This is a genomic window from Bradyrhizobium sp. Kon56 (assembly GCF_055807635.1).
The window spans coordinates 1-350 of record NZ_JBVVOU010000226.1 but is presented as its reverse complement, the minus strand read 5'-3'; the positions used below and the strand labels follow the sequence as shown (position 1 = coordinate 350).

General features: G+C 56.0%; 1 protein-coding gene. It reads left to right on the top strand.

Annotated features, from left to right (window positions below):
• On the top strand, positions 1 to 350 hold a 350-nt coding region (locus tag AC0L3B_RS38745), incomplete at both ends, for a hypothetical protein (protein WP_473382955.1).

Below are 350 nucleotides of genomic sequence, written 5' to 3'. Positions count from 1 at the left end.
GCGTAAACAGCCTGTCGAAGGCTCAAGCACGGCTGAGTTCGAACTGACATGGTACTTGCCGTTGCTGGGAGAGCTGCCGAGACTCACGAAACAGTTCGGCTATGCATTCAAACTGATCCTGGTTAACGAAAGCACGACCGCGCCCGGGCTTGGACGGTTCCTGGAGGCATTCCCCAACTTGGACAGCCTGACCATTGAACGGTACGATTTGGGCGAGCTGCCCGAGGCGATTTCCCGGATGGGCCGGCTCAAAGAGCTGAACTTACCGCAGTGCAACATCCGTCTGACCCCGGATACCGTGGCCAAACTCGGCGAGATGACTCAGCTCAATGTACTGAATCTGCAAAATA